Genomic DNA, 21143 nt, shown 5'->3' with positions numbered 1-21143 from the left:
TGTCTTACCACGTTCTGAATAGCTAATAAAACAATATAACAAAGTAAACAAACAAGCCGCGCTCACCCTATGGGAGAACGCGGCTTGTTTGTTTAAATCTTCAATTTTAGTGTAGCCCAAAAACGTCATCGTAATTGAGGGACCAGAGATAAGAAATGACATTGGAACAGAAGGAGTGAGATGTTATACTGGGATATATCAATAATTACCAATTTATATGTTTTATGTAGATCTAGAGAGGGGATTGGGATGAGTAGACAAATCAAGATGATTATGGGTATCGTCATGATTATTGTTTTTTTAGCTATTGCAGTGCGTATGTATACCTCTGGTCAATATACTAAGTATATCCCCAGCAAACACACGACGTTTCGAGCAGAGGTCACAGATCATATGACGATGCTGGATACATTGGATCGACTGACGATTAGGAAAATCTCCGACAATGAACCGTATAATGAAGATGATGAAGTGACGATTACAGATCCCAATAAGATTAGAGATATGCTGAAGCTATTAAAGGATGTTGATCTTAAAAGAGTAGGGGAACTCGACATTTCCGAAAGGAATCCGCATTACTATGAGTGGCGACTTACCATTAATAAAGAAGGTCGCTTTACCGATGGATTTGGACTGACGTTTTATAATGAAAAGTCCATCTCAATCTACAGCGAGGCAAAAACAAGAGACAAATTTCAGGACTACGAGATTACCAATGAGTTTAATCTGAATGAGATGGACCGCCTTTTTGAAAAGCTGAAGGAGGAGCAAACATGACCATCATAACCAACTATTATGTACGCCCTATTGAAGAACAGGATATCCCCTTTCTGTGGGAGATGTTATACGCATCCCTGCATAGAAGAGAAGGTGATGAACCTTTTCCAATCGAAAGTATTCATACTCCCGGACTGTCCAAATACGTTGAAGACTGGGGAAGAGAAGGGGATTTCGGGTATGTTGCAGTTGACCAGCAGGGCAAGAGACTAGGTTCAATAACATTAAGATTCTATACGGATCAGAATGCGGGATACGGTTATGTGAATGCAGCTACGCCAGAGATGGGGATGGCTGTAACGGAAGATGCACGTGGAAAAGGAGTAGGTACCTTACTGCTTCAGACCGCATTAGATGAGGTTGAACGGCGGGGAATTGCAGCAGTCTCGCTCAGTGTTGACCCGGATAACCAAGCGATTCGCTTATATAAGCGGTTAGGATTTGTGGAGGAGTCCCTAAATGGTACATCAGTAACGATGGTACGTGTAAGTAAACTTGAATCTTAAATGATGAGCGTTCGGATCACTGGCAAAACTGAGTAAACCACGTGGAACTGCAAAAGAAGAGGCGTTTCCTCATGGGAACGCCTCTTTCTGTGTGCCATGTACAGCATCGGTATCTCTCTTATTATACTAAGTCCGTAGCACTTCAATATTATTTCAACAAAAATGCCAAAGCCTCGTCATACGTTTCCCATTGGAATTCAGTCTGGTGCGCGGACTCTTTGGAGATCCGATTCAATTGCATTTTGGCGATCGCACCACCTACGGCTACACTAGCTCGCTTCATCCCCCACTGTGTCAGTAGTTTCTGGTGTTCCACAATTTTTTCTTTGGTGTCCTGAGGGAAAGCCTTCATGTTCCGCATATCTACTAGCACATCAAACGAATTCCCCAATTGTTCCGCTATTCTCTGGATTTCTGTATTCGTTTGTTCGACATGTTCAGGAGAAACAATACCTTCCCAGATAATTTCAATAATAGGTTTAGTTGAATCCAAACGTCTAACAGACATGTAGGCAACTCCTCGATAATAAAATAATATGTAATATATGAGACTATAAGCCTATTAATTATACCTTTTTATAACGAGAATGAAAACTGAATTCACAATATAGTGGTTCTTATGGACTACTTATTCCTAGGGAAGTTAAATTCAGGGATTGTTATCTTATCGTCATTGGGAGGAAGGTTGAATAGCTAAAAGCCGCCCAGAGGTTGAACTCCAGACGGCTTCTACAACTGTGACACGATAAAGTTAAGATAACTACTTAAATTAGAAGCCAATCTTCAAACTGTTACCTTCCGTTGCTACACCTTTGGAAAGGGAAATGCTAAGCTTTTGTTCTGCCGAGAAACCAAGTGTTTCCCCATCATGCAGTGTGACGTCGTTCTCAACCACATACGTTGTGGTCATGAACATCATCTCAAATACATCGCTTAAGGATTCAGACGATTGCATAATCTCCATCTCTTCTTTACCAAAGTTACGTAGTCCGTAAGTGTAAGCTGAAGCGCCTTCGGCATTTTGGAATAATCCGATGAAAATCCAGAGCGAGACGGGCAACTCATCATGTTTGATCCCACGGCTGGTTTCAACATACTGACTGGCTTCAACAACAAGTGGGGCCATGTATATGGCAAGCGCGTGATCCAACTGTAACAAAGCACTCGCTGTTTGAGTGAACAGAACATGTCCTTCAATTGCATCTGTTGCGTTCAGAACAGAGACAATAATCTGAGACTGGTGCCGTGAGGTAACTTGTTCCGCTTCTCGCCAAAGGATGTTTAGCTTAGCATTCTCCTCAACTTCACGGTCGGGTACAGGCGCAGCAATGTGAGCACATACCACCTGCATCCCATTCACTTCGAAAAAGAGATTGCCCTCCTCTGGGCGTTCTTCAATCTCGATATCCCATTCGTTCTTCATGTTCCTGATGAAGAGGTCAAAATCACAATCGTCACGCTCCAGCAGGACAAAACCCACGATGGTTTCACTGTAATTCGTCGATTCGACAGCACCACCTGCAGGTACCTTCTCCTTTTTGCGCCGCCGAAGCTTGTCAAACAATCCCATGACATGTTCTCCTTCCAATTCCAGAACGATTCTGGTCATTGTACACTGCTATCTATTCACTACCTTACCATAAAGGAGTTAACATGAATCGAAGCAATGCACCATTCGACAGAAATTACAGGAACAGAACGAGCAACAATGCAATGATCGCAGGCAAACCTTGTTTGATAATGATCGACCGTGAAGAAGTTGCTCCTCCATAAAGAGCCGCGATAATCACACACGCCAGGAAGAAAATCTGAATATGCTGTCCAACGGCAGCATCCGGATATACGAGTCCCCAGATCAGACCTGCCGCAAGAAATCCATTGTAAAGACCTTGATTGGCCGCGAGAGATTTGGTGGATTTGGCGAATTCCGGCGTGAGATTAAAGGTTTTCATTGTGCGTGGACGAGTCCACATAAACATCTCCATCACCATGATATAGAAGTGTTCGACAGCTACAAGAGCTACAAAAATGATACTAATCAAAGGAAACACCTTGCTTTCTGATATGTAATTTATTTACTTGTCCATCCTAGTATAAATGTTTGCAACAAGAACGGAAAGAGTAAATTTAATTTGTAACAATTTAATTGCGTATTATTTAAATTATTTATCGTTTTCCAGTTGAGTTATGATGTTGAAATTAAAAAATGGTTACAAAGCTAAGCATACGCCGATTGTCGACAATCCATTCATTGGGTAATAATGAACAATAAAGAAGTGATATTGCTCAGGAAAGGGAGGAGATTACTATGGGAACAGTTCAATTCGTCATGTTGGCTGATGATCCATCCACATTTGTGACCCGAGTTGTACCTTTTATCGATATTGAGCTTGCAGGAATTCCGGGTGACCGTCATTATGGTCTGCTTCGTCCGGCGGACTCACGTCAGAAAATCTACAAGCGCGGTACACCGATTGCGAATCGCCGCCAGATCAGTATTGTTTCCGAGGAAGAATGTGCTCTTATTGCTGAGAAAATGAACATTCCTGAAGTGCGTCCAGAGTGGCTTGGTGCCAATATACTGGTCCGTGGCATTGATCGATTGACGGAACTACCTGCTGGAACGCGGCTCCTATTTCCAAACGGGACAGGGTTAATATGTGAAGGGGAGAACCTTCCCTGTGTACATCCGGGAAAAATGATTGAACAATTCTATGAACAGGACGGTTTGCGCAAAAAATTCGTGCCTGCGGCTCGCAAAAAACGTGGGATTGTATGCTCGGTTGAACGGGAAGGTGTAATTCACACGGGGGATACCATAGAAGTCATTCGCCTGTCCTGATTTTCAGGACAGGTTTCTAATTGATCAGCCCTCGGCGCTCACCATGCGGATGTCTAGAGTGTAAGTACTCCTCTGGTGTACTGCCAATAATGGACTTGAAATCTCGGATGAAATGGGATTGATCATGATATCCAAGATCCTGAGATAGCTTAATCAGGTCACAGTGAAGACCGCGGTCCATCCATTCTGCAGCATTTTGCAGACGATACAACTTGATTACGGTTTTGGGTCCGATGCCCACATACTGATTGAACAGGCGTTGAAGCTTTCGGGTATGCATATTCCAATAAGAAGACAGATCATCCACTCTCAGCATCTCTCGGTTCTGTTCGATCTGTTGCACAATATCATGAACCATTTTCGCTTGAGCATCTTCAGCAGGAAGGTGTGCACACAATAGCTGGTCGATGTAGCTGGTTTTATCCGCATCATCCCCCGCCCCAAGAAGCCGGTCTTCCAAGGACTCCGCTGTGACGTCAAGAATATTGGATACATTCATCGGTTGTCCGTACAATGAAGAAACAGGAACCCGAAGGAAGGGATAAAACCCTCCTGGGTTGAACTTCACACCAAATACACGACCTTTCCCGCTCACAAGATAGGAGAATTTACGTCCCGATGGTCCGAAGAAAAACGTATTGTTCCGTTCCACAATCAGATTGACACAAGGATTAGGCACGACATGTTGGGGATACGGTTCAAGTCCAGTCAGATCCCACGATACGATCCAGTAATGTTTAACAAAAGGCCGAAGTGCTTCGGAAGGAGCATGGCGTGTCAGTTGATATTTATGGTCACCTTCATTCAGATTCAACAGGCCCATACTTGGTCTGTCTCCTTGTTCTACCTGTTTCATCCGAATCATTCCTCCTGCTCATCTCACATTATTTAGGTTCTCTGAACAACAATGCCCGCACAGCAAAACGGGGTAAAATGAGTTGCCTTCGCCATCTCGAAGGTTGACTGAGGAGGCGATAGAGCCATTCCAGGTTAAGCTTCTGCCATATCGCAGGGGCACGTTTGGTTTTGCCAGCCACGATATCGAGACTGCCTCCAACACCTATGGCTACACGAGCGTTCAACTGGTGGCGATACTTGTTAATCCAGTGTTCCGCATGGGGGGCGCCAAGAGCCACGATAAGAAAGTCTGGTTGAGCAGTACAAATCTCTTCCACAATCTGTTGTTCCTCATCTGCCTGGAAGTAACCATGGTGTCTACCTTTTACAACAACTCCCGGATAACGTTGCGCAATAACTTTCACGGCCTCTTCACTGACACTTTCTTCTGCTCCCAGCATGTAGAATGACCAGTGTTTTTGATTGCCTTCCTCCAATAAACGAAACAGCAGATCACAACCGGTTACCCGTTCAGTCAATTGACCGCCCCGAAAACGGGATACCATCACAATGCCAGCACCGTCAGCTGTGACCAACCCGGCTTGATCGACGACTTTCCGAAGAGAGGCATTCTTTTGACAGGACATAACAATCTCGGGATTACCTGTGATGACATGGAACAGTTCATTGCTCTCCTGATCTACGACTTTATCAAGGATTGCAACGGTTTGGCCCATCGTGACATTGGGAAAAGGGATGCCCATAATATTCGTTGATTGGCTCATATCTCATTTCCTTTCTGATTCTGTCTCATCACCTTGAACAACTCCTGTTATTTCATTCCAGTTTAGTATATCTGATCTTCTGGGAAAGCACTATATGGGCGCAACCTTTTGGATCGTGGTATAAACATTCCGGGAGAATTAAAGAGCTTATATTTTACCTGTTGTCGCGTTTTTACAATACGGCCTTTGGGGTATAACGATAGGATAGGAGTGCGAGGTTGGCAGATCGCTTATCCAATACATAAAGGGAGTGAGTCTATGGAACTGAAATATGAATTCTATATCAACGCAGGACTGGAAGAGGTGTGGAATGCTCTAATATCACCAGACGGCACACGGAACAGCTTTTTCGGCAGCGAACTTCGCACCAATTTCCAACCAGGCCAGCCGTTTGCTTATGTAGGGCCGGGCAATGATGGTGCGGAGACTGTCCATGTGTATGGAGATATATTGGAATTTGAACCGTTGTCCAGACTTAGTTATCAGGAGCATCCCGGACCGTCGTACCATGCGAATCATGCCGAGCTTCAATCCAGAGTGGTCTTCCAGTTGGAAACTGTAGGTGAGTGTACGAAGCTGACACTGATCAATGATCAATTTACAGATAACCATCCTTCCATTGCGAATGCACAGAGCAGCTGGTGGATGATTCTAAGCAGCATCAAAACTTGGGTGGAGACGGGGAAAACATTGAATTTTGGCTGGTAGCTGGTAAGAGGCAGTCATTTAAGATTTATTATCAAAAAAAATAAAGGCATTTAAAATAAGAACCAGTGCTGATTCAGCGCTGGTTCTTATTTTTATGCAAAATTAAGACTATTGCTCTACATTTAATGTCTGATAATGTCGAAATATATATCATATGAGCTAAGAGGAGAAATGAGCATGTTTCGTAAACGTACTGAATCGACCAAACACCTTCGTACAGATACTCATCAGAAATTATTGGAGTATAGTCGTAAACTGGTAGCAAATGCAGAAAAAGGCGACTATGACGCATGGATCGAAGATGGCATTGAGTTTCAGGATACTGATGAAATAGCTAGTAATATCAAAAAAGCAGTACATATAATGAAATCACAAAACGAAGCCGTGGAAATGCGGCTTAGAATGCTGAATCAGGCGATGAATGTGGGATTATGGGAATCTGAAATTGTTGCTGGTGATCCACTGGATAACAATAATATCGTATCATTTTCGAATGAATTCCGCCAAATGTTAGGGTTCCATAATGCCAAGGATTATCCCGATTCATTTGCAAGCTGGGCCAAATCGATATATCCGGATGACAGACCCCAACTGGTGCAGGAGATTATGAAACATGTGAATGACACAAGAGCAACAACTGCCTATAACGTCATCAGCCGTATGATTACAAAAAGTGGAGAAATTCGCTGGTTCCGATGCCTTGGACAAGTCATCCGAAATCAGGCTGGCGTTCCAGTCAAACTCCTGGGCATCATGTTTGATATTCATGAGGAGAAGAGCAAGTCCGATGAGCTGGAAGCACTCGTCACCCGATATGATCTTGTTAACCGTGCCTTGGTCGAGGCCCCATGGGATATGACCGTTGTAGCCGGAGATGTGGTTAACCCGAATAATGAATTTTGGTGGTCACCCCAGTTCCGTAAAGAGTTAGGGTTTAAAGACGAGCAGGATTTCCCGAATGTGTTCAGCAGCTGGAGCAGCCGGCTTCATCCGGAAGACCATGATCGGACGATCAACGAATTTGCCAGACATATGAACGATTACAGTGGTCGTACACCGTACGATCTGGATTATCGTCTGCAGCGCAAAGATGGGGAGTACCGTTGGTATCACGCGGGTGGGGAGACCATTAGGGATCAGGATGGAGTACCGCTCCGTGTAGCTGGAACTATTCGAGATGTTACCCATGAGAAGAATAAGGAACAGATCGTGGAAGCCATGAATCTGAAAACAAAACAATTGTCGGAGTCCATTGGCGAGATGGTACGTGGAATCAACTCGATTACCGATCAGGCACAGGATCTGGTGACTGCGCAGGAATTATCTGCCGATGCAGCCATTCAAGTGAAAAGCAGTGCAGATGATACGAAGAATATCACCGTGTTTATTCGAGAGATTGCCAGTCAGACCAATCTGCTGGGGTTGAATGCAGCCATTGAAGCTGCACGAGCGGGAGAGCTGGGACTGGGGTTTGGCGTCGTTGCAGGTGAAGTTCGGAAATTGGCTGATCACAGTTCAGAGGCCACAGTAAATATCGAAGATAGTATGCAGACGATGAAAACATTGATTGATCAGATTCTTGAACATATCGGTAATATGTCCACGTTAACGCAAAATCAGGCTGCCCTGACACAGCAGGTAAATGCTTCAATGGATGAGATTAACACCATGTCACAGGATCTGGTTGATTACTCACGGAATCTATAATCTCGAAGCCGTTTGTTGTAACATCACGATCATTCGCACACATCATCAACAAAAAATCCACCGGAATGCATTTCTGCTCTCGGTGGATTTTTTGTATTTCTATATATATCTAAGATGTATAGCTTCAGTTTCAGCTATTGAATTAAACTTGTTGAACTTTGATCAGGTTTGTATTACCGGATTGACCGATTGGAACACCAGCGGACAATACGATGATATCACCTTTTTCGATATAACCAGTTTTGATTGCGTTACGTGTAGCAGACTCGAACATTTCATCCGTTGTCGTTACTTTGTCGCCCATAACCGGAATGACACCGGAGAGCAGGCAGATTTTCGCCAATACTTCTTCATGTTGTGTAACTGCGATGATTGGCGCTTTTGGACGATACTTGGAGATCATGCGCGCTGTGAATCCACTCTCAGTTGAAGTGATGATTGCTTTTGCATTCAGTACGAGGGAAGAACTTACAGCGCCCTGACTGATAACTTCAGTAATATCAGCGATCTGTTGAGCCGATTTTTGTGCGAATTGCTCTTTGTAATCAATCATCGTTTCAGCACGGCGAGCAACAGCAGCCATTGTGCGCACGGATTGTACCGGATATTTACCAGCAGCTGATTCACCGGACAACATCACAACGTCAGCACCTTGAAGTACAGCGTTTGCCACGTCACTAACTTCGGAACGAGTAGGGCGTGGGTTCACTTGCATGGACTCCAGCATGTGTGTAGCTACGATAACTGGTTTACCAGCGCGGTTACATTTATCGATCATTTCTTTTTGCATCATTGGTACGTCTTCGATCGGAACTTCAACCCCGAGATCTCCACGAGCTACCATGATACCGTCAGATGCTTCAATAATATCGTCCAGGTTCGTCATACCTTCCTGGTTTTCGATTTTGGAGATGATCTGTACGTGGTCTACACCGCGTTCTTTCAGAATGCTGCGGATTTCACGGATGTCATCGCCTTTACGAACAAAGGATGCTGCGATAATTTCGATATCGTTTTCGATCCCAAATCCGATGTGCATAACGTCACGCTCGGTTACACCTGGCAATGTCGTTTTGATTCCTGGCAAGTTAACCCCTTTGCGTGGTTTCAGAATGCCGCCACTGATGATTTTACAATGGATATCGGATCCTTCCACAGACAGTACAGTCAGATCTACAAGGCCATCATCGATGAGGATACGATCGCCAGGTTTCACAACGAGGTTCAGTTCTGGATAGTTTACCGAGATACGCTCAGCGTCACCAAGAATTTCTTCGGTAGTCAGGATCAGCTCTTTACCCGCTTGCAGATGGCAGGATGCTTCTTTCAGTTTACCAATACGTACTTCCGGCCCTTTGATGTCCATCATGATCGGTATATAGGTGTTCAGTTCGGAAGCTGCTTTGCGGATATTGTTAATCCGTGTAACGTGATCTTCCAGTTCGCCATGAGCCATGTTCAGACGGGCAACGGTCATACCTTCCTGAATCATTACTTTTAACAATTCGATTGAGTCACAAGCAGGTCCCATGGTACAAATAATTTTTGTTTTTAACATGCTAAATTTCCTCCTCATATTTAAGCTTATATGTGTATTGTAGCGTTTTCTGTCGAATCAGGGTATGAACTATAGTACAATGATTAGAGTATAGTCCGATAATGAGGTGTGTTATGGTCACTCCACTTGAAGTACGACATATTAATGGTGTCGGTTGGTACGAAGAAGCTGTGCAATCTCAAGAAACTTGGCGGCTTAGCTTGGTTACTTATGGAAAATGTGTATATTGGGTGAACGGTGATAAACAGATCATGGAAAAGGGTGAATTGCTCCTCATTCCAGGTGGTACCCCATATTACGGCAAGAGTATTCCTACAGTAACGCACACACAGATTGTAATTCAACTGCAACGCGACCATATGGAAACTTTGCCTGCACTGGAACGGTATGAGGCTCTACGGCATAAACCTGGATGTTACGAACTGATCCATCAACGCATGAGCGCTATTTATCAACAATGGCAGGAGCGTCCGTCTTATTATGTCATGATGAGCCAAGCCTTATTGATGGAAGTGTTGATTTATATGAACAGGGAGCTTGATCGTGGAGTTATCCCGCCGGAGAGGCATAATCATGTTGAACGGATGAAGCGATATATTGAGCGGCATTATCGGGAGAAAGTGACGAAGGAAGAACTCGGGGACGAGATCAATAAAACTCCCAATTATGCTGCCGCATTATTCAAAAGCATGACAAATCAGACCATCAGTCAATATGTCCATGATCAACGGATGAAACGAGCCATATATCTGCTCACCGAGTCACAACTCTCCATCCAGGAAATTGCCGAATTTCTCGGCTACCGGGATCTGTCTTATTTTTACCGCATATTCAAACGTATAACCGGAAGTCCACCGTCTGACCTTCTTCATGAACGGCCACCTATAGCATGAAACGCGTAGTCCAACCCAAATAAAGTTCTTCTATATAAGTAGGTTTAATTAAATGAGTATAAAAAAAGAGGGCCTATGCCCTCTTTTGCTGTATAGCAGGATCATCATCCCACCTGTTACATCAATAAATGTCGTTATACATGACTGGTTGGGTTAGAAGCTGTGAGTGGCTGCTTGCCTTTTTTTCGTGCCTGCCCAAGACGAAGAGCAAAGACATGTACAGTCCAATACGCGGCCTCAGCAAACAAAATGCCTCCAGCGATGTCCAGCAAGGAATGCTGTTTTACAAACACCGTTGAAGCAATAATCAACCACAGCCATACCGACCAAGAAATCCGAGCCAAAGGCTTAAAGTTCAAGTGTCTGTTAATCACAATAAACAGCAAATAGCTGGTCAGAACGTGAACACTTGGGAAACAGTTGAAGGGCGCATCATTTGTATAGATGAACTGTACTAACACGCTGCTCAAGTCAGTTCCGCCGATCTCCGGGCGCGGGACATGGGTAGGGAACACCGCAAAACAGACATTGGCAGCCATGACACCAACATTATAGGTAATCAACGTACGCCAGAATAGCGACTTGTTCGTCAGACCCAAATAGAGAAATCCAAGATAAAGAATGGGCATCCAGCTAATGTACGGATAAATAAATTCTTTGAGAAAAGGAATCTGTGTGTCAATCCAAGCATAATTGTAGAAGACATCACTTCCGGTGTTGCTGCCTAGAAATACGTAAATGGAGCCTTGGAGCGGTATGCACAGAATAGCCAGTAAATGCCCCCAGCGCTGAAAGAATGCTTTCATAGTATCCCCCTGATTTCATTATGCATTGTGAGTCTATCGTTATGGGTACTTCATAGATATAAGACGCTGAAGAGTCGCCACACCCCTGCAACTTTGAACTCTTGTAATACTATAATGGACAGATAAAGGTATAAGCCATACCTGATTTTAGGGGAAAAGAAGTCAGGATAAGTCTCTTTTTTGTTACTTTTATAGTTTTATCCATAATAGGAATATTCAATATACGGATAATGTGATACAACTATATTGGCATATAAGTTCTTATGACAACGGAAAACATAAATGAAACGAGGTAGGCAAATGTATGATTAATCCGCAAGCCAAGCCAAAACATTCCTTTTCCGAGCGGAAACCTGTACTCACCGTTGTGATTATTGAGCTGCTTCTCCTGTTAGCCGTATTTGCAGCAGGGGCCATTGCAACGATAAAACAACTCGACTACACTTCCCCTGTACTCATTTCCTTTACACCCATCGCCATTGTTCTGATGATCTATCTGACGTTAAGGCGCAAGTGGAGAGAGACTGGCTTCCGATCTTTGCGAAGTATCCCAGCTGGCCATGCAAAGTATTATATTCCACTACTCCTTGTACTGGGTACACTTGCCCTGAAAGGATTTGGGGAGCTGAGCTTGTCACGAGTAGCCTTTTTCATCTTTTTTACCTTGCTCGTAGCTTTTGTTGAGGAAACGATCTATCGGGGGCTTATTTTCAAAACATTGCTTCAAAAAAGTGCAGTGGCCGCAGTTGTGACCTCCAGCATCTTGTTTTCGATTACACATCTGTTGAACGCATTGTCTGGTCAGGATATGACGGATACGATCATACAATTGATCTATGCGCTGCTCTTGGGAGCTGTACTTGCGTTATTGATGCTGAAGAACGGAAATATTGTACCGCTTATATTGTTTCATTTCATACATAATCTGATTCAATTTCTAGGGAATGATCTGGAGGACACAGGTACACTTCCTTACGATCTGTTTATACTGGCAATACTGATTGCTTACTGTGCATGGTTAGTGTGGAGCATTCGAACAAATTCGTCTATTCCATCCAAAGGGAGTGATCAAGTGAATACGGTTGTCCATTAAGGGTATTGCTTGAAAGTAGTTATCATACAGTTTCCCGTCAGCAGTTGGATCATGGTATACTTCAGTCTGGCGGGAAGACAGATATGTTCATGATACGAGGTCTGCCTATCCGTACATTAGGTTTAGACAGTAGGTGATATAGTGGAGAAGACAGCACAAGGTGTAGCAGAATGGATGGTACAGGAGATTAAATTCACAGGAACACTTCATCAGGAAGCTGCCATAGAATATGTGAAGACCCATTTTGGTGAAGAGTTTGTTTTTGTGAACGAGAACGGCAATACATCATTGTCCAAGGAAGTGAAGAAGGCTTTCCGAAAGCTTCATCGTGGGCAGATCGCCTGGGATCGGGATGCATTTATGTGGGCATGGACATAGTGTGTTATACTGGAGTAAGATGATTCATTGGTTGTGTTGGATATGCATGTCAGAATATTATATAAAAAATGTATAAGATGGATTAGATCTGCATATCCTTTCATAAGACCGTACGCAAGCGACCAGGCACATAAGCGTGATAAACCCTGGCCCCACGCGTGTTAATAACATGTATTTCCAAAGCTGTTTGAAAAGAAAATACAAAGATTTGCTTTTTGGCTGAAATGGAGTTATAATAAAAACAAGTTGTAGAGAGTGGAAAACCTAATTCATATATTGTAAAGGGCGATCACTTATAGGTTTATGACTGGTACCTTTTTCAATGTGTGAATTTTTATTTGCTTGCTGCAAAGAACAAAGGAACATGTTAATCTTTATTTGGAGGTGTAATTCACATGCAAAACGGAACAGTAAAATGGTTCAACGCTGATAAAGGCTTCGGTTTCATCGAAGTTGAAGGCGGAGAAGATGTATTCGTACACTTCAGCGCTATTACAGGCGAAGGCTTCAAAACGCTGGACGAAGGTCAACGCGTGCAATTTAAAATTGTACAAGGAAACCGTGGTCCTCAAGCAGAAGAAGTTGTAAAACTGTAATTAAAGCATAGCTGCCTTTAACATGTTATAATGGTAAAGGCAGCTTCTTTTTTTTGATCAGTTATATAAAGTCGGCCCATTAGTTGTCGAGGCAGGAGTCCGGTGGGACGTGAAACTTCCGCTAAGTGTAGGCTTCTGTGAAATAACGTCGGTTAGATGTTTTTCCATAACAAAGGGGGTAGAAGTCATGTATAATCGCAAAAAACCGTTGGAAGAGATTCCACAAGCTGATGCGGCAATCTGGGAATGTACGAGTGATACGTGCAAAGGATGGATGCGGGACAATTTTGCGTTTGATAACGTACCTACTTGTCCGATATGTGCTTCTGAGATGGTCAGCACGACTAGGATGCTACCATTGCTTGAGAATTCGAATAGTAATCTGAAAACGATGCCTAAAGGAAATCGGATTTAACATAGCTTACCCGCCTCTAACGAGGTGTTTTTTTTTAAGATCAAATAGACACCCTGTGCGAAGGTAAGGGTATTAAATATGAAGTTCCCGGCATTCGTTTTGGCGAATGCCTTTTTTTGTATCATTTTTTAACAGAAAAATATAGTGTAATTGATGTGAATCATATGAAAAAGATAAAGACCCTTTTCGCTATAAGCAAAAGGGTCTTTGTTATGACTACAATTTTTACAACGATCAGATTGGAATTTAGATGAACAGGAACGGCAGCAGAAACAATGTTGCTACCAGAGCCAGATCGATTCCTGCTCCATAGCCGTAACCCCCACCGTATCCTCCGTAACCATATCGACCGTAGGCCGAAGATTTAACTTTTTTTGTTGCAACAGTGTTTTTCTTGCTGCTTTTTACCAGCTGTTGTTTGGATTTGACTGAACACAGCCGTGGTCCCTCGAAACACCCGTTCAAATAAATTTTGCCATCACGACATTGACTAAGCGTACCATACATATGCTTACCGTCGTTCATAACGAGACAAACGGAACGTCCAACGTGCGGAGAAACCGTTTCTTCACATACCCGATTAATTCTGTACATGCAAATCCTCCTCATTAGATGCGGTTGCCGCTTGAATTCAACGGTTTGTATATCATAGTAAAAAGAAGAGCAATTGGTATGGACGAGTACCCGGAAAATCGAATAGGGAGGAGCCGTTTTTGAGTTAATTCCATACACTGGGAGGAGTGAGGAGGGGATGTCGCGTGGATTATCATGACATGCTGGCTCGTTTAGGGGAGGGGGGTGCCCATCCCGGAGGGTTTTTGGCAACGCTGAAGTTGCTGGAGAGTTTATCTCTGCCTGTGGATAGTCATATCCTTGAGATAGGATGTGGCACTGGGAGGACTGCGTGTTACCTGGCTAAAAGGGGTTATCAAGTAACGGCCATTGATCTTAATCGCCAGATGCTGGATAAGGCCGTTCGGCGAGCAAGACGAGAACGGGTGGATGTTCGATTTGTTCAGGCTGATGTAGCATCGTTGCCTTTCCCGGAAAATCATTTTGATATGGTATTCGTGGAGTCGGTTACGATCTTCACCCCATGGCGGAGTGCACTTGCTGAGTATAGAAGAGTGTTGAAACCTGGTGGACTTTTAGTGGATCGGGAGATGGTTCTATCAGGCCAGAAGACCGAATTGATGTGTCGCAGGTTAAAGCAATTTTATGGTATACGAACTCTGGTAACGGCCACAGCATGGAGAAAACGCCTCAAGCAGTGTGGTTTCACCAAGGTGGAGGTTAAAGAACATTCACGATCCATGGGAAAATGGGGCGTTGATCATGATCCACATCGCGAGATCGATATGAATTGGTTTGAGGATGAACGTATGCAGCGAATGAGTCAAACCAATGATCGTTTGCTCGCGAAATACGGCAAAAAGTTGGGATATGCTGTTTTTGCGGCTAGGGCACCGTTGGAGGTCAAAAACGAAAAATAGGAAAAAGACAACTCACACAATCGTGTGGGTTGCCCTTGGTTTGTTCTGACAGCACGTACTACAGCATATCGTTGTCGATAATCCGCCAGTGGTGTTTGAGCAGGGCTTCCAGTTGGTTCTTATCTTTGGCTCGAAAAGCACTTAAAATTTGCCGGTGCTCTTCATTAACTTCGAGCAGTACCTCAGATAGCTTTGGTTTATTATCACTAACATAAGATTGCCGGATGAAACTGTTCTTCAATGTGTTTAACATCTCAATGACTGTTGCATTACCACATCGCTGGATGTATAGATTATGGAACTGATATTGGTTTTTGTTGTAGGCAGCAAGATCAAGCTGGCTGATATCTTCGTCCATTCGAACAACCAGGGTTTCCATCTCCAAAAGTTCAGATGGTCTGAGATGGTCTGCTGCAAGTGTGGCAGCGAGCGCCTCCAGCACACCGATCGCTTGGGAGAACTCTAGTTTTTTGCCTGCATCAAAAGGAGTGACAATAAATCCCCTGCGTGGGATGTATTGCAGCAGATTGTCTGAAGCCAGCTGGAAAAGCGCCTCCCGAGTAGGCGTGCGACTGATGTCCAGCTTTTTGCATATTTCGGCCTCGTTGATCTTCTGGTTGGGAAGTAACGTCCCGTCTTGAATCTTCTGGGCAATGTAATCGTATACGTGATCTTTCAAGGACCGGTATTTGGGTACCTCCATACCGAATCCTCCTTTCTATGTATAGTGAATAAATAGATGGGTGTGAGGCCGTACTGTACGCGCCGTTCAGGAGTTTCAAGTTTTTATCATCTTAACACCGAGGGGGAAGTTGGGCAAGCAAACTTCATGTTTCAGCCGATGTAAATGCCATGTTATATATAGCACATTTTATGGAATTAAAGCGTATAAATGTTTAAATAATGATTGTGATAAACCAAATTATTTGTTAGTATTACTTACATATAAGTCCATATATTGTCTTATGTATATTGTATACAAATAATTCTGTTACTCATTCAAAAAAAGAATAGGGGTATGATGTGTGAAAAAAGTGCTTTTGCCAATGATGCTGTTGTTAGTGGTTGTATTCATGTCCGCATGTGGGCAGGGAAAAACGACAGGATCCGGATCAGACGCTACTTCGTCTTCGGGCAGTAGCTCTGCGGAAAAGGAAGTCATTGTACTTGGAACCAGTGCGGACTATGCACCCTATGAATTTCATAAGAAAATTGATGGTAAAGATACCATTGTAGGTTTTGACATCGAGATTGCCAAAGCAATTGCGGCTGATCTGGGAGCCGAGCTGAAGATTGAGGACATGGACTTTGATGGCCTTCTTATGGCCCTTGGTACAGATAAGGTTGATTTTGTGATATCAGGCTTAACCCCTACCGAAGAACGAAAGAAGAATGTTGATTTTACGGATATCTACTATTATGCAGAGCAGGCTGTACTTGTTAGAGATGGGGAAGGTGCGGCATTAAAGTCCATGGATGATCTATCAGGTAAACAGGTTGGTGTACAAAAGAGTTCCATTCAGGAAGGGATTGCTCGGGAAATAGAGGGAGCAAAGCTCACTTCTCTGGCCAAAATACCTGAACTGATTCTGGAGTTGCAGACGGGGCGTGTAGACGCACTCATCCTGGAGAAGCCGGTGGCTGAACAGTATGTGAAGAACCAAGAGGGGCTTGTTGTTGCAGGTGTGAAGATTGAACAGGCTGAAGACGAGGGTGGTTCGGCCATCGCGGTGAAGAAAGGTAATCAGAAGCTGCTGGATCAGATCAACACTACATTGGAAAAGCTCAAAACGAACGGAGATATTGAACGGTTCGTCGTTGAAGCAAATGAGATGCTCGGCGAATAAACCGGACGAGTGAGGGATATGCCGTGAATTTAGATTTTTCCTTTCTATTAGAACATTGGCAGGATTATGCACGAAGTGCGTGGGTCACGCTTGAACTTTCCTTCTTCGGTGTATTGTTTGGTACGTTGCTGGGTGTAATCATGGCGCTAATGCGAATATCCCGAATATGGCCAATTAAATTTGTGGCATCGGCGTATATTGAACTCATTCGAGGAACGCCAATGCTCGTACAGATTCTTATTATTCATTATGGTCTGACGGTTGTAGGTGTGAACTTACCGGCATTTATGTCGGGGGTGGTAGCTCTGACGATGAATAGCTCGGCCTATATGGCAGAGGTGTTCAGGGCCGGGATTCAAGCGATTGATAAAGGACAGACCGAAGCTTCGCGCTCCCTTGGTATGACAAGTGGTATGACACTTCGTTATATTATACTGCCGCAGGCTTTTCGTAACATGCTTCCAGCCATCGGTAATGAATTCATTATTATCATTAAAGATTCTTCGCTTGTCTCCATGATCGGCATAGCCGAGATTATATACACGGCCAGAACGATTCAGGGTGTTACGTTCCAGCCGCTTGCTCCGTTGCTTGTTGCCGCCGGCCTCTATTTTATAATCACATTTACACTGGCTAATTTACTCTCTTGGTTGGAACGTAGACTTTCTACTTCTCGCTAACTATGGATAAAGGATTGGATTCGAGAAAGGCTTGGATTAGGCTGGAGTGGAAAAAGAGAGATGTAGTCGTAAATGGCGATGGTATCGCATACATTGTTATTGTATTTTGTATACAATATTTTGGAAAGGTGTTGGGTGTGTATGTCAGATTCCAAAATGTTAATTGATTGGTCGGAGCGTTATGCTGCACCTAATTATCATCCGCTCCCTATTGTTATTGAACAGGCGGAAGGGGTATGGGTGGAAGACCCTGAAGGCCGCCGTTATATGGATATGCTAAGTGCATACTCTGCATTGAATCATGGTCATAGACATCCTGTGATCATACAGGCGCTCAAGGATCAGGCAGATCAGGTTACGCTGACATCACGGGCATTCCACAGCAGCTCCGCTTCTCTTTTTTATCAGAAACTCTCACAATTCACGGGGAAATCGAAGATTCTCGCCATGAATACAGGAGCGGAAGCGGTGGAGACTGCGGTGAAGGCGGTACGTAGATGGGCTTATCGTTGCAAAGGTGTACCGGAAAATCAAGCCGAGATTATCGTATGCTCTGGTAACTTTCATGGAAGAACTCTGACGGTTACGTCCTTTTCTTCTTCAGCGGAGTATAAAAAAGATTTTGGGCCGTTCACACCAGGATTCCGGATTATTCCCTATGGAGATATTGAAGCGCTGAAGCAGGCCATTACACCAAATACGGCTGGTTTTCTTGTAGAGCCTATTCAGGGCGAAGCAGGAATCGTTATCCCGCCTGATGGATATTTGGCAGAAGCTTTTGCTCTGTGTGAGAGCCAGCAGGTGTTGACTGTATCTGATGAGATCCAGACCGGATTTGGAAGAACAGGTCGCCGTTTTGCCTCCGACTGGGAAGGGGTTGAACCGGACATTTGGATTATGGGCAAAGCGCTGGGGGGAGGAGTCATGCCGATCTCGGCTATTGCTGCTGATGCGGAGATACTTGACTTGTTTGAGCCGGGGTCTCATGGTTCTACGTTTGGGGGTAACCCACTCGCCTGCGCCGTAGCTATAGCAGCTCTGAAAGTTCTTGAAGATGAGAAGCTTGCCGAGCGATCGGAGCGTCTAGGGAACTATTTTATGAAAAGACTTCGAGATATTCGCAGTTCAGCCATACGGGATATTCGGGGGAAAGGTTTATTTATTGGTGTTGAACTGCATGAACCAGCCCGCCCTTATTGTGAGCGTTTGATGTCTACTGGACTGCTGTGTAAAGAAACACATGAGAAAACCATTCGATTTGCTCCACCACTGACGATTAAAGAGTCCGAGATTGACTGGGCACTGGAGAGAATTGAGCAGGTATTGATCACCAATGAGGGAGCTGACCTACATGAAAAATGATGATGATGTACATGGTGGAATAAAAGATACTTCTATTGATACAAGTCAAACATCTGTGCAACGTAATATTGCTATCATTAAGGTTCCTTTTGGACTCGGTGGAGCAAGAGGTGGAGCAGAGTTGGGGCCTGATGAATTGATTACAGCTGGACTGAAGCGGGAGATTGCGAGTCTTGGGCTAGTGCTTTCCAAAGAAGTGCGGGTAGATTGTCCTTCTGAACCGGCTGCCCCTATTGAACGAAATCGTGTAAAACACTTAAATGAGGTACGTCAGGTCAGTGAGAAGGTGTGTAGTGAAGTATCAGGTGCAGTAGAGGAGGGGGCTTTCCCACTTGTGCTTGGGGGAGATCATAGTGTAGCGATTGGTACTTTTGCCGGTCTAACAGCGCACTATTCGAATTTGGGTGTGATCTGGTTTGATGCGCATGCAGACTTGAATACGGAAGAACGTAGCTTGTCCGGTAATATGCATGGGATGAGTGTGGCTGCATCCTTGGGGCATACTGCATTCAATCTGTCGCACATTACTGGAGCAGGCGCGTTTATTGATCCGTCCAACTTGGTCTATATTGGTCTGCGTGATCTGGATGAGTATGAGAAAGAGCAGATTAAGGGGCTGGGAATCCGAGCATTTACGATGCATGATATTGACCGGATGGGAATAAAGCAAGTTATTGAGGAAGCAATAGCTACAGCGGGAAAAGGGACAGATGGTATTCATGTCAGCTTCGACATGGATTGTCTGGATCCGCGGGAAGCTCCGGGTGTGGGCACCCCAGTACCTGGTGGTCTGAATTACCGAGAGGCACATTATGCATTGGAGATACTTGCTTCCACAAATCAAGTTACGTCGATGGAACTGGTTGAGGTGAATCCGTTGTTTGATCATAATAGACATACGGCAAGGCTTGGTGTGGAACTGATCGCTTCCTTACTTGGTAAGCGCATATTGTAAGCACTGAGAAGTGAAACGGAATGTGTAAGCTGTACCCAAGGAATATACTTTCTTATCTATTATAGAAGGAAAGAAAACTGAGATCTCCGAAAACTAGGGCTAGTCACAATCAATTGTTCACTGCAATCGCAGTGGAAGTGGCTTCCCTGGTTATGTTTAATGGACATGTATATTAGAAGCACCGTAATAAGGATGCTGCGAGTTATTTGTCTGTACAGGAGCGTCAGATTACATATTGTGCTGATGATGTGAGTTGATTATCATTATTGAAAAAAAACTTGCAATTGAAATCTGTACATGATATATTCTAATTCCGGCCAAGAAAACACGAGATACACGGTGCGGCAAGCGAATGAAATAAGCTTCGAAAGAAACTTGAAAAAAGAGCTTGCAAAGTTGGTTCGGACATGATATTATATAAGAGTTGCTGAAGAGAACAACATTTAGTAACGAAACAAGTTTGATCTTTGAAAACTGAACAACGAGTGAGTAAACATTCTGCTTGCAGAATGAACGCGAAAGTTTGAAACAAGCCTTGGCTTGAATCGACTGGAGCACAAATGAGATTTTTAATCTCGTCAGATTCAAAATGAGCTTATCGCTCTTTTCAATACTTTATTGGAGAGTTTGATCCTGGCTCAGGACGAACGCTGGCGGCATGCCTAATACATGCAAGTCGAGCGGACTATCAGAAAAGCTTGCTTCTCTGATAGTTAGCGGCGGACGGGTGAGTAACACGTAGGCAACCTGCCCTCAAGTTTGGGACAACTACCGGAAACGGTAGCTAATACCGAATAATTGTTTTCTTCGCCTGAAGGAAACTGGAAAGACGGAGCAATCTGTCACTTGGGGATGGGCCTGCGGCGCATTAGCTAGTTGGTGAGGTAACGGCTCACCAAGGCGAC

General features: G+C 44.0%; 24 protein-coding genes and 1 rRNA gene. 16 read left to right on the top strand and 9 right to left on the bottom strand.

Going from position 1 to position 21143, the window contains the following annotated elements; translation table 11 throughout:
- The first annotated feature begins 249 nt into the window (after nucleotides 1–249).
- Both EL84_RS06760 and EL84_RS06755 read left to right on the top strand, forming a co-directional pair.
- Nucleotides 250–777: a hypothetical protein gene (locus tag EL84_RS06760; protein ID WP_047841168.1), complete on the top strand. Its 528-nt coding sequence runs from the start codon at nucleotides 250–252 to the stop codon at nucleotides 775–777.
- Nucleotides 774–1283, top strand: a complete 510-nt coding sequence (locus EL84_RS06755) for a GNAT family N-acetyltransferase (protein WP_051449808.1) — start codon at nucleotides 774–776, stop codon at nucleotides 1281–1283. Before EL84_RS06760 ends, EL84_RS06755 begins: the two co-directional genes overlap by 4 nt.
- A 148-nt stretch (nucleotides 1284–1431) precedes the next feature.
- On the opposite strand, the gene EL84_RS06750 is transcribed toward EL84_RS06755, so the two are convergent.
- From EL84_RS06750 to EL84_RS06740, 3 genes are all read right to left on the bottom strand, one after another.
- Nucleotides 1432–1791 (bottom strand): hypothetical protein, encoded by a 360-nt coding sequence (locus EL84_RS06750; RefSeq protein ID WP_036607981.1) that lies wholly within the window; start codon nucleotides 1789–1791, stop codon nucleotides 1432–1434.
- A gap of 261 nt (nucleotides 1792–2052) precedes the next feature.
- Nucleotides 2053–2892, bottom strand: coding sequence for a DUF4261 domain-containing protein (locus EL84_RS06745; RefSeq protein WP_082218897.1), 840 nt, complete (start codon nucleotides 2890–2892; stop codon nucleotides 2053–2055).
- Between the two features lie 76 nt (nucleotides 2893–2968).
- Entirely contained in the window at nucleotides 2969–3325 is a 357-nt protein-coding gene (locus tag EL84_RS06740) for a DUF1304 domain-containing protein (protein WP_036608019.1), read from the bottom strand.
- Nucleotides 3326–3591: 266 nt separating this feature from the next.
- Here EL84_RS06740 and EL84_RS06735 point away from each other — a divergent pair, with 266 nt between their 5' ends.
- Nucleotides 3592–4125: an MOSC domain-containing protein gene (locus tag EL84_RS06735; RefSeq protein ID WP_036671934.1), complete on the top strand. Its 534-nt coding sequence runs from the start codon at nucleotides 3592–3594 to the stop codon at nucleotides 4123–4125.
- A 16-nt stretch (nucleotides 4126–4141) separates the two neighbouring features.
- On the opposite strand, the gene EL84_RS06730 is transcribed toward EL84_RS06735, so the two are convergent.
- Together EL84_RS06730 and EL84_RS06725 are read right to left on the bottom strand one after the other, a co-directional pair.
- Nucleotides 4142–4981: a helix-turn-helix transcriptional regulator gene (locus EL84_RS06730; protein ID WP_047841166.1), complete on the bottom strand. Its 840-nt coding sequence runs from the start codon at nucleotides 4979–4981 to the stop codon at nucleotides 4142–4144.
- Nucleotides 4982–5009: 28 nt separating this feature from the next.
- Nucleotides 5010–5747 carry a WecB/TagA/CpsF family glycosyltransferase gene (locus EL84_RS06725; protein WP_047841165.1) on the bottom strand — a complete coding sequence of 246 codons (738 nt, stop codon included), beginning with the start codon at nucleotides 5745–5747 and terminating at the stop codon, nucleotides 5010–5012.
- Between the two features lie 258 nt (nucleotides 5748–6005).
- On the opposite strand from EL84_RS06725, the gene EL84_RS06720 reads away from it, so the two are divergent.
- Together EL84_RS06720 and EL84_RS06715 are read left to right on the top strand one after the other, a co-directional pair.
- Nucleotides 6006–6455, top strand: a complete 450-nt coding sequence (locus EL84_RS06720) for an SRPBCC family protein (protein WP_017691129.1) — start codon at nucleotides 6006–6008, stop codon at nucleotides 6453–6455.
- A gap of 177 nt (nucleotides 6456–6632) precedes the next feature.
- The gene (locus tag EL84_RS06715) at nucleotides 6633–8162 is read left to right on the top strand and encodes a PAS domain-containing protein (protein WP_047841164.1); all 1530 of its coding nucleotides are present in this window, start codon (nucleotides 6633–6635) and stop codon (nucleotides 8160–8162) included.
- A 142-nt stretch (nucleotides 8163–8304) separates the two neighbouring features.
- Here the strand turns inward: EL84_RS06715 and pyk are convergent, their stop codons facing one another.
- Nucleotides 8305–9720 carry a pyruvate kinase gene (gene pyk / locus EL84_RS06710; protein WP_036607968.1) on the bottom strand — a complete coding sequence of 472 codons (1416 nt, stop codon included), beginning with the start codon at nucleotides 9718–9720 and terminating at the stop codon, nucleotides 8305–8307.
- A gap of 113 nt (nucleotides 9721–9833) precedes the next feature.
- Between pyk and EL84_RS06705 the strand changes: the two genes are divergently transcribed.
- On the top strand, nucleotides 9834–10613 hold the full coding sequence (locus EL84_RS06705; protein ID WP_047841163.1) for a helix-turn-helix transcriptional regulator: 780 nt from the start codon (nucleotides 9834–9836) through the stop codon (nucleotides 10611–10613).
- Between the two features lie 134 nt (nucleotides 10614–10747).
- Here the strand turns inward: EL84_RS06705 and EL84_RS06700 are convergent, their stop codons facing one another.
- Nucleotides 10748–11419 (bottom strand): phosphatase PAP2 family protein, encoded by a 672-nt coding sequence (locus EL84_RS06700; RefSeq protein WP_047841162.1) that lies wholly within the window; start codon nucleotides 11417–11419, stop codon nucleotides 10748–10750.
- Between the two features lie 304 nt (nucleotides 11420–11723).
- Between EL84_RS06700 and EL84_RS06695 the strand changes: the two genes are divergently transcribed.
- The 4 genes from EL84_RS06695 to EL84_RS06680 all read left to right on the top strand — a co-directional run bounded on the left by EL84_RS06695 (nucleotide 11724) and on the right by EL84_RS06680 (nucleotide 13901).
- Nucleotides 11724–12512 carry a CPBP family intramembrane glutamic endopeptidase gene (locus tag EL84_RS06695; protein ID WP_047841161.1) on the top strand — a complete coding sequence of 263 codons (789 nt, stop codon included), beginning with the start codon at nucleotides 11724–11726 and terminating at the stop codon, nucleotides 12510–12512.
- A 141-nt stretch (nucleotides 12513–12653) separates the two neighbouring features.
- The gene (locus EL84_RS06690) at nucleotides 12654–12890 is read left to right on the top strand and encodes a DUF6953 family protein (RefSeq protein WP_036607962.1); all 237 of its coding nucleotides are present in this window, start codon (nucleotides 12654–12656) and stop codon (nucleotides 12888–12890) included.
- Between the two features lie 395 nt (nucleotides 12891–13285).
- Nucleotides 13286–13486, top strand: coding sequence for a cold-shock protein (locus EL84_RS06685; protein ID WP_024633772.1), 201 nt, complete (start codon nucleotides 13286–13288; stop codon nucleotides 13484–13486).
- A gap of 187 nt (nucleotides 13487–13673) precedes the next feature.
- The gene (locus EL84_RS06680) at nucleotides 13674–13901 is read left to right on the top strand and encodes a cold-shock protein (RefSeq protein ID WP_017691121.1); all 228 of its coding nucleotides are present in this window, start codon (nucleotides 13674–13676) and stop codon (nucleotides 13899–13901) included.
- 246 nt (nucleotides 13902–14147) lie between these two features.
- Here EL84_RS06680 and EL84_RS06675 read toward each other — a convergent pair whose 3' ends face one another.
- Nucleotides 14148–14495, bottom strand: coding sequence for a hypothetical protein (locus tag EL84_RS06675; protein WP_047841160.1), 348 nt, complete (start codon nucleotides 14493–14495; stop codon nucleotides 14148–14150).
- A 164-nt stretch (nucleotides 14496–14659) separates the two neighbouring features.
- On the opposite strand from EL84_RS06675, the gene EL84_RS06670 reads away from it, so the two are divergent.
- The gene (locus EL84_RS06670) at nucleotides 14660–15394 is read left to right on the top strand and encodes a class I SAM-dependent methyltransferase (RefSeq protein WP_047841159.1); all 735 of its coding nucleotides are present in this window, start codon (nucleotides 14660–14662) and stop codon (nucleotides 15392–15394) included.
- Nucleotides 15395–15452: 58 nt separating this feature from the next.
- Here EL84_RS06670 and EL84_RS06665 read toward each other — a convergent pair whose 3' ends face one another.
- Nucleotides 15453–16097 carry a GntR family transcriptional regulator gene (locus tag EL84_RS06665; protein ID WP_036671927.1) on the bottom strand — a complete coding sequence of 215 codons (645 nt, stop codon included), beginning with the start codon at nucleotides 16095–16097 and terminating at the stop codon, nucleotides 15453–15455.
- A gap of 322 nt (nucleotides 16098–16419) precedes the next feature.
- Here EL84_RS06665 and EL84_RS06660 point away from each other — a divergent pair, with 322 nt between their 5' ends.
- The 5 genes from EL84_RS06660 to EL84_RS06640 all read left to right on the top strand — a co-directional run.
- Nucleotides 16420–17241 carry a transporter substrate-binding domain-containing protein gene (locus EL84_RS06660; RefSeq protein ID WP_082218895.1) on the top strand — a complete coding sequence of 274 codons (822 nt, stop codon included), beginning with the start codon at nucleotides 16420–16422 and terminating at the stop codon, nucleotides 17239–17241.
- 23 nt (nucleotides 17242–17264) lie between these two features.
- On the top strand, nucleotides 17265–17921 hold the full coding sequence (locus EL84_RS06655) for an amino acid ABC transporter permease (protein ID WP_047841158.1): 657 nt from the start codon (nucleotides 17265–17267) through the stop codon (nucleotides 17919–17921).
- 141 nt (nucleotides 17922–18062) lie between these two features.
- A complete protein-coding gene (locus EL84_RS06650) occupies nucleotides 18063–19283 on the top strand; it encodes an ornithine--oxo-acid transaminase (RefSeq protein ID WP_047841157.1) in 1221 nt (406 codons plus the stop codon).
- Nucleotides 19273–20238 carry an arginase gene (gene rocF / locus EL84_RS06645; protein ID WP_082218893.1) on the top strand — a complete coding sequence of 322 codons (966 nt, stop codon included), beginning with the start codon at nucleotides 19273–19275 and terminating at the stop codon, nucleotides 20236–20238. The genes EL84_RS06650 and rocF overlap by 11 nt, the downstream gene beginning before the upstream one ends.
- A 615-nt stretch (nucleotides 20239–20853) precedes the next feature.
- Nucleotides 20854–21143 (top strand): 16S ribosomal RNA (locus tag EL84_RS06640); the annotation flags it as partial.

Source organism: Paenibacillus sp. VT-400 (genome assembly GCF_001029205.1).
Classification (GTDB): Bacteria; Bacillota; Bacilli; order Paenibacillales; family Paenibacillaceae; genus Paenibacillus; species Paenibacillus amylolyticus.
This window is presented reverse-complemented; position numbering and strand designations above follow the sequence as displayed.